The organism is Streptococcus sp. GMD1S (assembly GCF_000296875.1).
In the GTDB taxonomy this organism is placed as follows: Bacteria; Bacillota; Bacilli; order Lactobacillales; family Streptococcaceae; genus Streptococcus.
This window is the reverse complement of sequence record NZ_AJQY01000038.1, coordinates 1-10,755: the sequence shown is the minus strand read 5'-3', so window position 1 is coordinate 10,755 and position 10,755 is coordinate 1. Positions and strand designations below refer to the sequence as shown.

The window sequence follows — 10,755 nt, the reverse complement described above, 5'->3', positions numbered from 1 at the left end:
AAGAAAGTCTATCAAGTTGTTTTAAAACAATCAGATAAAGGATAGTTGAGGAAAAAACGATGAAAGTGATTGATCAAACTTTATTAGAAAAAGTCATTATTGAACGTTCTCGTCATAGCCATAAGGGAGATTACGGACGTCTGCTCTTACTGGGAGGGACTTATCCTTATGGGGGAGCTATCATCATGTCAGCCATTGCAGCTGTCAGAAGTGGGGCAGGGTTGGTGACTGTTGGCACGGATAAGGAGAATATCTCAGCCCTGCACAGCCATTTACCTGAAGCAATGGCTTTTTCTCTAAAGGATAAAGCATTACTAAAAGAACAGTTGGAAAAGGCAGAAGTTGTCTTGTTAGGTCCGGGTTTGCGAGAGGATGCATTTGGAGAAGAACTCGTAAAACGAGTTTTTGACAGTCTCAGAAAAGACCAGATTTTGATTGTAGACGGCGGTGCTTTGGGCATCTTAGCAAAAGGTCATTTGCCATTTCCATCTAGTCAGCTCATTCTTACTCCCCACCAAAAGGAATGGGAAAGACTGTCTGGTATAGTTCTTGAACATAAAAATACAGAGACGACTGCTAGGGCTCTTTCTTCTTTTCCTCAAGGAACAATTCTAGTTGAGAAGGGTCCAGCGACTCGTATCTGGAAAGCTGGCAAACCTGAATACTATCAACTGGAGGTTGGAGGTCCCTATCAAGCAACCGGTGGGATGGGAGATACTTTGGCTGGGATGATTGCAGGTTTTGCAGGTCAGTTTCCACATGTCAATCTCTATGAACGCGTAGTAGTAGCGACCCATCTGCACTCAGCCATTGCTCAAGAACTAGCTCAAGAAAACTACCTTGTCTTGCCAACAGAAATTAGCAAGCTCCTCCCCAAAACAATGAAAAAAATATCTCAAAAAGGCAGCTAATACCTTGGTTGTCTTTTTATGTTGATGTAGCTTTGTTGATAAGGTTTTCAAATACCTCAGAACCAGCGACCAACTGCAGAACTTGCGTGAAATTCTCACTTTTAAGGTCTTGATTTTTAGTCAAACTAGCAATTAAAGCGAGATTGTTATCAAAGTTGAGGGATGTCAAATCATGCTTTTTTTGATATAATTTTTAATGATGAATGCGAGAAATGATCGGTATGTGGTCGTTGATTTAGAGGCGACCAGCACCGGAAGCAAGGCAAAAATTATTCAAGTAGGCATTGTGGTGATTGAGAATGGCGAGATCGTCGATCAGTATGCGACTGATGTCAATCCTCACGAACCCTTGGATTCTCATATCAAAGAATTAACAGGTCTAACCGATCAACGCTTGGCTGCGGCACCAGAATTTTCTCAGGTGGCTGGAAAAATTTTTGAATTGGTTAAGGACGGTATTTTTGTTGCGCACAATGTACAGTTTGATGCTAACCTTCTTGCAGAATTCCTCTTTTTTGAAGGATATGAATTGCGCACACCGCGGGTGGATACTGTTGAGTTAGCCCAAGTTTTATATCCTCAGTTTGAAAAATACAATCTAGGTATCCTTTGTCAAGAGTTGGGAATTGAACTAGAACAAGCCCACGCTGCCCTGTCTGATGCTCAGGCAACAGCTGAACTCTTGCTTTACATGCGTCAAAAACTTTTTGAGTTACCAAAAGGGCTTTTAGAAAGCTTGTTAGACCTTGCAGACAACCTTCTCTATGAAAGTTATCTGGTGATTGAGGAGGTTTACCAGCAGCAATCTCTCTTGTCTTCGCCAGACTTGATGGAACTCCATGGACTTTTCCTGAGAAAGGAAAGTCAAGCATTAGTACCACGCAAGTTATCCAAAGATTTTGCTAAAAACATTTCTTTATTGGGGCTGGAGGAGCGTCCGCAACAGTTGGAATTTGCGGAGAAGGTTGAGCACTTATTGGAAGAACACCAGATTTCCTTTGTCCAAGCTCAAACGGGACTGGGCAAGACTTATGGTTATCTCCTCCCAGCTTTGAACTTGGAGAGTCAAACAGGTATCCTAGTGAGTGTTCCGACCAAAATTCTTCAAAATCAAATCATGCAAGAAGAAGGTCAGCGCTTAAAAGAGGTCTTCCATCTGGAAATTCATAGTCTCAAGGGGCCTCAAAATTACTTGAAACTGGATGCTTTTCACCAAGTCCTCCATCGACCAGAGTCCAATCGCCTTTTCACACGCTTTAAAATGCAACTGCTCATCTGGCTAACGGAGACAGAGACTGGTGATTTGGACGAAATCGGGCAACTTTATCGCTACCAGCACTTTCTGCCAGAACTAGTCCACGATGGCAAGCTTTCAAAGAAAAGTTTATTTGCCACAGAGGATTTTTGGAAACGAGGGCAGGAAAAGGCCAAGACCAGTCGCGTTCTCTTGACTAATCATGCCTATCTGGTCACACGTTTGGAAGACAATCCAGAGTTTATCGACAACCGTTTGGTGATCTTGGATGAAGCTCAAAAAATGCTGCTAGCCCTTGAAAATCTAGCCCAGCAGGCTTACCGCCTTGAGGAACTTGTAACTCAAATTGAAAAGTCCTTAGAGTCAGAGGAAGATTTGGTTCAGAAACGCTTGCTTGAGAGTATAGGTTTTGAATGTCGTTACTTGATGGAGCACTATCAGTCAGGCCTTAAGAATGGAAAGTGGTTGGATTCTCTCGAACACTTGCGCCAGCATTTTTCGGAGTTAGCTCTCCCAGAGTATCGAGAGCTTGCAAACTTTTTCACCTCGGACCGTGAATTTTGGCTTGCTACAGCAGAGAAATCGAGCAAGGATGTCTTGATTTGTTCAAGCAAAAAAGGCCGCTTTATACTAGCAGACCTATTGCCAGAAGATTGTAGACTTCTAGGAGTATCGGCCACTCTTGAAATCAGCAATCGGGTTTCCCTAGCAGATTTATTGGGCTTTTCAGAAGCTCCACTTGTTAGGCTTGATGTAGCAAAGCAGGAGCAACAAGAAGTCTTTCTAGTCAATGACTTTCCTCTTGTGACAGAAGTTTCGCCTTTTGACTATGCTAGTGAAGTGGCTTCTGTCATTCGAAGCTTACAAGCCTTTCAAGAACCCTTATTGGTCTTGTTTACCTCAAAAGAAATGTTGCTGGCAGTTTCGGACCTGCTCGACCAACCGCATCTAGCTCAGTATAAAAATGGGGAACCAAGCCAACTGAAAAAACGTTTTGAAAAGGGCGAACGCCAGATCTTGCTTGGAACAGGTAGTTTCTGGGAAGGGGTTGATTTTTCAACCCATCCTTGCGTGATTCAAGTGATTCCGAGATTGCCTTTCCAAAATCCCCAAGAGCCTTTAACCAAAAAATTAAACCAAGAACTGCGTCAAGAAGGGAAAAATCCTTTCTATGATTATCAGTTGCCGATGGCGATCATTCGGCTAAAACAAGCTCTGGGCCGTACTGTTAGAAGATCTGACCAAGGTTCGGTTGCTGTTATCTTAGATAGTCGTGTCGTTAGCAAGCGTTACGGCAAACAAATCGCTCAGGCCTTGTCAAAAGAAAGGGCTGTTCAGGTTCTTTCTAGAGAACAGCTAGAGCCTGCTGTAGCTGATTTTCTCCAATCTCGTTGCAATAGAATGAAAGAAAAATCCAAGAAAGAGAAAAGGTAAAAAATATGAAACGTTCCTTCGACTCTCGAGTCGATTATAGCCTCCTCCTACCAGTGTTTTGTTTACTGGTGATTGGAGTAGTGGCCATTTATATAGCAGTTAGTCATGACTATCCAAATAATGTATTACCAATTCTAGGTCAGCAAATCGCATGGATTTCCTTGGGCCTTGTCATTGGTTTTGTGGTCATGTTCTTTAATACCGAGTTTTTATGGAAGGTGACTCCCTATCTTTATGGTCTAGGGCTAGCTTTGATGGTCCTACCTCTTGTTTTCTACAATCCAAATCTTGTAGCGTCAACAGGTGCCAAGAACTGGGTATCGATTGGTGGAACGACACTTTTCCAGCCATCGGAATTCATGAAGATTTCCTATATCTTGATGTTGGCTCGAGCCATTGTAAGATTCACTCAAAAACACAAGGAATGGCGACGGACTATTCCCTTGGATTTCCTACTGATTGGTTGGATGATTGCCTTTACCATCCCAGTCTTGATCCTCTTAGCCCTACAAAGTGACTTGGGGACTGCCTTGGTCTTCGTAGCTATTTTTTCCGGTATGGTTCTCCTTTCAGGTGTTTCGTGGAAGATTATCATTCCTGTTTTTGCGACAGGAGTGACTGCTGTTGCAGGCTTCATGGCCATCTTTATAAGCAAGGATGGACGTGCCTTCTTGCATCAGATTGGGATGCCAACTTACCAGATCAACCGCATCTTGGCTTGGCTCAATCCCTTTGACTTTGCACAAACAACAACATATCAACAGGCGCAGGGACAAATTGCGATTGGAAGTGGTGGCTTGTTTGGACAAGGTTTCAATGTGTCCAATCTCCTCATTCCAGTACGCGAGAGTGATATGATTTTCACAGTAATTGCGGAAGATTTCGGCTTCATTGGTTCAGTATTTGTCATTGCTTTGTACCTACTTCTTATCTATCGGATGTTGAAGATTACGCTCAGATCAAATAACCAGTTCTATACCTATATTTCGACTGGCTTTATCATGATGCTGCTCTTCCATATATTTGAAAATATTGGCGCAGTGACTGGCTTGCTTCCTCTGACAGGGATTCCTTTACCTTTCATCTCTCAAGGGGGGTCCGCAATTATTAGTAACCTTATCGGAGTTGGTCTCCTCTTATCTATGAGTTACCAGACCAATCTAGCTGAAGAAAAGAGTGGGAAGATTTCATTCAAACGAAAGAAAGTCGTCCTAAAACAAATCAAATAAGGAGGCCACTATGGCAACAGTAGCAGTTATTTTAGCCCAGGGTTTTGAAGAAATTGAAGCCTTGACAGTAGTCGATGTCTTGCGTCGAGCAAACATTTCTTGTGATATGGTAGGATTTGAAGAGCAGGTGACAGGGTCACATGACATTCAGGTAAAAGCTGACCGTATCTTTGATGGTGATTTGTCCGACTATGACTTGGTCGTTCTTCCAGGAGGTATGCCAGGCTCAGCTCACCTACGGGATAATCCAGCCCTCATTTCACAGATTAAAGCCTTTGACCAAGCTGGAAAGAAAATTGCTGCCATCTGTGCAGCCCCAATCGCTCTTCATCAAGCAGGTGTCCTGAAAGACAAGCACTTTACTTGTTATGACGGAGTTCAGGAGCAAATTACTGACGGAATTTATCAAAAGCAAACAGTGGTTGTGGATGGCAATCTAACAACTAGCCGAGGACCGTCAACCGCACTTGCCTTTGCCTATGAGTTGGTAGAGCAGTTGGGAGGGGATGCTGAAAGTTTACGAGACGGCATGCTCTATCTAGATGTCTTTGGAAATCAACAGTAAGACGAGAGTTCGGCTCTCGTTTTTTAATTTACTCCATGTCTAAAAAATGTTTCATATGATTGTCTTGCGATTTTATATCAAACTTTTATAAATCAATCAAGATTCGTTTAACATAAGAAGGAATCTATCTCTAGAAATGTTAGTGTTTTCAAGTTGTTAGATAGAATAGTTCAGATTTCTACTGAAATCAATAGATTCATGAAAAGATATAATATTCAATAAATGCTATATTAAACGGTCTTATCATGCGAATTAATCTGCTTGTATTAATTTGAAATATAAAGTACTTTCTCTGTAATATAATTGAAACATGTTACTAGTATATTAAAATTAGTAAGAATTTTTTGCATATACGAAACTGGGGGAGTGATATGTTGAAAGCATTTGGAAAAATATTCAAAGTCATTAGAGAATCAAAAAAAATGTCCCTGAAAGAGGTAGCTGCTGGTGATATTTCCGTAGCTCAGCTATCCCGTTTTGAACGGGGAGTTAATGGGATCACACTTGATTCTTTTTATTGCTGTTTAAAAAATATGGCCGTTTCCCTAGAGGAGTTTCAGTATGTTTACCATAATTACATTGATTCAGATGATGTGCTGTTTTCAAAAAAAGTAGCTGATGCATATCAGGAAAACAATGTTGTCAAGCTCCAAAATATTTTGTCAAGCTCAGAAGCTTTGACCGAACAGTTTCCTGAGAAGAAAAACTATAAACTCAATACGATCATTGTCAGAGCTCTTCTGTCTTCCTGTTGCTCAGATTTTCAGATTAGCAAGAAGGATATTGAATTCCTGACGGATCATCTCTTTTCTGTTGAGGAGTGGGGACGTTATGAACTCTGGCTTTTTACAAACAGTGTTGATTTGATGACCTTGGAAACGTTGGAAACCTTCGCTAGTGAGATGATCAATCGTACCCAGTTTTATAACAACCTACCTGAAAATCGCCGCCGTATTATCAAGATGCTACTTAATGTCATTAGCGTCTGTATAGAAGGAAACCATCTGCTAGTTGCTATGAGGTTTCTCAATTATCTCGACCACTCTAAAATCCCTGAAACAGATCTATATGATCGAACGCTGATTAAGTATCATAGGGCTCTGTATGCCTATAAGGTCGGGAATACTAATGCTCTCAGTGATATCGAGCAATGCCTATCTTTTTTTGAATTTTTAGATTCCTTTGGTGTTGCCCAAAAGCTTAAAGAACAGTTTGAAAGAATTTGCCTTTCATAGTTGTAGATGTGCAACAAAAAAAGATCATTTTGAAAAATATACTAGAATAAGGGCATAACTTTATACTAAATTCAGAAGGAGGTTTTATGATGGAGAAAAAGATTCATTATAAGATGCATAAAGTTAAGAAAAACTGGGTAGCCATTGCTTTGACTACCTTGGCCCTTATTGTAGCACCAAAGGTACTTGGTCTAGAACCAGGCGTTGTCCATGCGGATGATGTAAAGCAGGTTGTGGTTCAAGAACCTGCTACAGCTCAGACTAGTGGTCCGGGTCAGCAAACTCCAGCCCAAGCTAACGTAGCTTCTGAGAAAGAAGCAGAAAAAGCAACCCCTGCAGACAAGGTGACAGGCGATGTTGCTGCTAGTGAAAAACCTGCTAAACCAGCAGAAAATACGGAAGCAACAGTTCAAACCAATGCTCAAGAGCCTGCTAAACCAGCAGATACGAAAGAAGCATCTACAGAAAAGGCTGCTGTTGCAGAAGAAGTTAAAGCTGCTAATGCAATCACAGAAACTCCTAAAACAGAAGTAGCAGAGCAGAATAAACAAGCAAGGCCAACAACTGCCCAAGACCAAGAAGGCGACAAACGAGAAAAATCGGCTGTTGAAGACAAGATTGTTGCAAATCCAAAGGTTGCAAAGAAAGATCGCTTGCCCGAACCTGCTCAAAAACAAGGAGCAGTAGCTGAAAGAATGGTGGCAGATCAGGCTCAACCTGCACCTGTAAATGCTGACCATGATGATGATGTCCTATCTCATATTAAGACCATTGATGGTAAAAATTACTATGTTCAGGACGATGGTACAGTTAAAAAGAACTTTGCAGTTGAACTTAATGGTAGAATACTTTATTTTGATGCAGAAACGGGTGCCTTAGTTGATTCAAATGAATATCAGTTCCAACAAGGAACCAGCAGTCTCAATAATGAATTCTCCCAAAAGAATGCTTTCTATGGTACGACTGACAAGGATATTGAAACTGTAGACGGTTATTTGACAGCAGATAGCTGGTATCGTCCAAAGTTCATCTTAAAAGATGGAAAAACATGGACGGCATCGACAGAAACAGACTTACGTCCTCTTTTGATGGCTTGGTGGCCTGATAAACGTACTCAGATTAATTACCTCAACTATATGAACCAGCAAGGTCTGGGAGCAGGTGCTTTTGAAAACAAAGTGGAACAAGCTCTCCTGACAGGTGCTTCTCAGCAGGTTCAGCGCAAAATTGAGGAAAAAATTGGTAAAGAAGGCGATACCAAATGGTTGAGAACGCTGATGGGTGCCTTTGTCAAAACCCAGCCAAACTGGAATATCAAGTCAGAGTCTGAAACAACTGGTACTAAAAAGGACCACTTGCAGGGTGGAGCTTTGCTTTATACTAATAATGAGAAGAGCTCTCATGCTGACTCTAAGTTCCGTCTGCTTAACCGTACCCCTACTAGTCAAACAGGTAAACCTAAGTACTTCATTGACAAGTCAAACGGTGGTTATGAGTTCTTGCTCGCTAACGACTTTGACAACTCTAATCCAGCTGTTCAGGCCGAACAACTCAACTGGTTGCATTTTATGATGAACTTTGGAAGCATCGTAGCCAATGATCCGACTGCTAATTTTGATGGAGTTCGTGTCGATGCGGTGGACAATGTCAACGCAGACTTGCTCCAAATCGCATCTGACTACTTCAAGTCTCGCTACAAGGTGGGAGAAAGTGAAGAAGAAGCCATCAAGCATTTGTCTATCTTGGAAGCTTGGTCTGATAACGATCCTGACTACAACAAAGATACTAAAGGTGCTCAACTAGCAATTGACAACAAGCTACGCTTGTCCTTGCTTTATTCATTCATGCGTAATCTATCTATCCGTAGCGGAGTAGAGCCTACGATTACAAATAGTCTAAATGACCGTTCTTCTGAAAAGAAAAATGGCGAACGGATGGCTAACTATATCTTTGTTCGGGCTCATGACAGTGAAGTACAAACTGTTATTGCTGACATCATCCGAGAAAATATCAATCCAAATACGGATGGTTTGACCTTTACCATGGATGAACTCAAGCAAGCCTTCAAGATCTACAACGAAGATATGCGCAAGGCAGACAAGAAGTATACGCAGTTCAACATCCCAACTGCCCATGCCCTCATGCTCTCCAATAAAGACTCTATCACTCGGGTCTACTATGGTGACCTCTATACCGATGATGGTCAATACATGGAGAAAAAATCTCCTTACCACGATGCTATCGATGCCTTGTTGCGTGCTCGTATTAAGTATGTAGCAGGTGGACAAGACATGAAAGTCACATATATGGGTGTACCTCGTGAGGCTGATAAATGGTCTTACAATGGTATTTTGACTTCTGTGCGCTACGGTACTGGTGCCAATGAAGCAACAGATGAAGGAACAGCAGAAACTCGTACTCAAGGGATGGCTGTTATTGCTTCTAACAACCCTAACCTGAAACTGAACGAATGGGATAAACTGCAAGTCAATATGGGAGCAGCCCACAAGAATCAATACTATCGCCCTGTGCTTTTGACGACCAAAGATGGTATTTCCCGTTATCTAACTGACGAAGAAGTGCCGCAATCGCTCTGGAAGAAGACAGATGCTAATGGTATTTTAACCTTTGATATGAATGATATTGCAGGCTACAGCAATGTACAGGTTTCTGGATATCTGGCTGTTTGGGTACCAGTTGGCGCTAAGGCAGATCAGGATGCTCGTACAACAGCAAGCAAGAAGAAAAACGCTAGTGGTCAGGTCTACGAATCTAGCGCAGCCCTTGATTCTCAGTTGATTTACGAAGGATTTTCTAACTTCCAAGACTTTGCAACCCGCGATGACCAATATACTAATAAAGTCATTGCTAAAAATGTCAACCTCTTCAAGGAATGGGGAGTAACTTCATTTGAGCTACCACCTCAGTATGTATCTAGCCAAGACGGTACTTTCTTAGATTCTATCATTCAGAATGGTTATGCCTTTGAAGACCGCTACGATATGGCGATGAGCAAGAACAATAAATATGGTTCTTTAAAAGATTTGCTCAATGCTCTTCGTGCGCTTCACAGTGTCAATATCCAAGCCATCGCAGACTGGGTACCAGACCAAATCTATAACCTACCAGGTAAGGAAGTGGTAACAGCAACACGTGTCAATAACTACGGAACCTACCGTGAAGGTTCAGAAATTAAGGAAAAACTCTATGTAGCTAATAGTAAGACCAATGGGACTGATTTCCAAGGTAAATACGGTGGAGCCTACTTGGATGAGCTTAAAGCCAAATATCCAGAGATCTTTGAACGAGTACAGATTTCCAATGGTCAAAAGATGACAACAGATGAGAAGATTACCAAGTGGTCGGCTAAGTACTTCAATGGTACCAATATCTTAGGTCGTGGTGCTTACTATGTTCTTAAAGACTGGGCTAGCAACGACTATCTTACTAACAAAAATGGCGAGATAGTATTGCCTAAGCAATTAGTTAATAAGAATGCTTACACAGGATTTGTTAGTGATGCCAATGGTACTAAGTTCTATTCAACTAGTGGTTATCAAGCTAAAAATTCCTTTATCCAAGATGAAAATGGAAATTGGTATTATTTCGATAAACGAGGTTATCTAGTAACAGGTGCTCATGAAATTGATGGCAAGCACGTTTATTTCTTGAAGAATGGTATTCAACTTCGTGATTCTATCCGTGAAGATGAAAATGGTAATCAGTACTACTATGATCAAACTGGTGCCCAAGTTCTCAACCGTTACTACACTACTGATGGTCAAAACTGGCGTTACTTTGATGCCAAGGGCGTTATGGCTCGAGGTCTTGTCAAGATAGGAGATGGACAGCAATTCTTTGATGAAAACGGCTATCAGGTTAAGGGCAAGATTGTGAGTGCTAAAGATGGCAAACTTCGTTACTTTGACAAGGATTCAGGAAATGCTGTTATCAATCGTTTTGCTCAAGGTGATAACCCAAGTGATTGGTACTATTTCGGAGCAGATGGAGTTGCAGTGACAGGTCTTCAAAAGATTGGTCAACAAACACTTTACTTTGACCAAGATGGCAAGCAAGTCAAGGGTAAAATCGTGACACTTTCAGATAAGAGTATCCGTTACTTTGA

6 protein-coding genes are annotated in these 10,755 nt (G+C 41.6%); all 6 read left to right on the top strand.

Going from position 1 to position 10,755, the window contains the following annotated elements:
- The first annotated feature begins 59 nt into the window (after positions 1-59).
- A complete protein-coding gene (locus tag GMD1S_RS05630; RefSeq protein WP_000863089.1) occupies positions 60-911 on the top strand; it encodes an NAD(P)H-hydrate dehydratase in 852 nt (283 codons plus the stop codon).
- 196 nt (positions 912-1,107) lie between these two features.
- Positions 1,108-3,600 (top strand): bifunctional DnaQ family exonuclease/ATP-dependent helicase, encoded by a 2,493-nt coding sequence (locus GMD1S_RS05625; RefSeq protein WP_000980488.1) that lies wholly within the window; start codon positions 1,108-1,110, stop codon positions 3,598-3,600.
- A 5-nt stretch (positions 3,601-3,605) separates the two neighbouring features.
- On the top strand, positions 3,606-4,829 hold the full coding sequence (locus GMD1S_RS05620; RefSeq protein WP_000830418.1) for an FtsW/RodA/SpoVE family cell cycle protein: 1,224 nt from the start codon (positions 3,606-3,608) through the stop codon (positions 4,827-4,829).
- Positions 4,830-4,839: 10 nt separating this feature from the next.
- Complete coding sequence (locus tag GMD1S_RS05615) at positions 4,840-5,394, top strand: DJ-1 family glyoxalase III (protein WP_000246650.1); 555 nt, start codon at positions 4,840-4,842, stop codon at positions 5,392-5,394.
- A gap of 371 nt (positions 5,395-5,765) precedes the next feature.
- A complete protein-coding gene (locus GMD1S_RS05610) occupies positions 5,766-6,629 on the top strand; it encodes a helix-turn-helix domain-containing protein (protein WP_000909920.1) in 864 nt (287 codons plus the stop codon).
- Positions 6,630-6,715: 86 nt separating this feature from the next.
- On the top strand, positions 6,716-10,755 hold a 4,040-nt coding region (locus GMD1S_RS05605; RefSeq protein ID WP_000970252.1), incomplete at its 3' end, for a glycoside hydrolase family 70 protein.

What these genes read in the sequence shown, in the direction of transcription:
- GMD1S_RS05630 (WP_000863089.1), top strand. Translation starts at nt 60, where the DNA reads ATGAAAGTGATTGATCAAACTTTATTAGAAAAAGTCATTATTGAACGT.
- GMD1S_RS05625 (WP_000980488.1), top strand. Translation starts at nt 1,108, where the DNA reads ATGATGAATGCGAGAAATGATCGGTATGTGGTCGTTGATTTAGAGGCG.
- GMD1S_RS05620 (WP_000830418.1), top strand. Translation starts at nt 3,606, where the DNA reads ATGAAACGTTCCTTCGACTCTCGAGTCGATTATAGCCTCCTCCTACCA.
- GMD1S_RS05615 (WP_000246650.1), top strand. Translation starts at nt 4,840, where the DNA reads ATGGCAACAGTAGCAGTTATTTTAGCCCAGGGTTTTGAAGAAATTGAA.
- GMD1S_RS05610 (WP_000909920.1), top strand. Translation starts at nt 5,766, where the DNA reads ATGTTGAAAGCATTTGGAAAAATATTCAAAGTCATTAGAGAATCAAAA.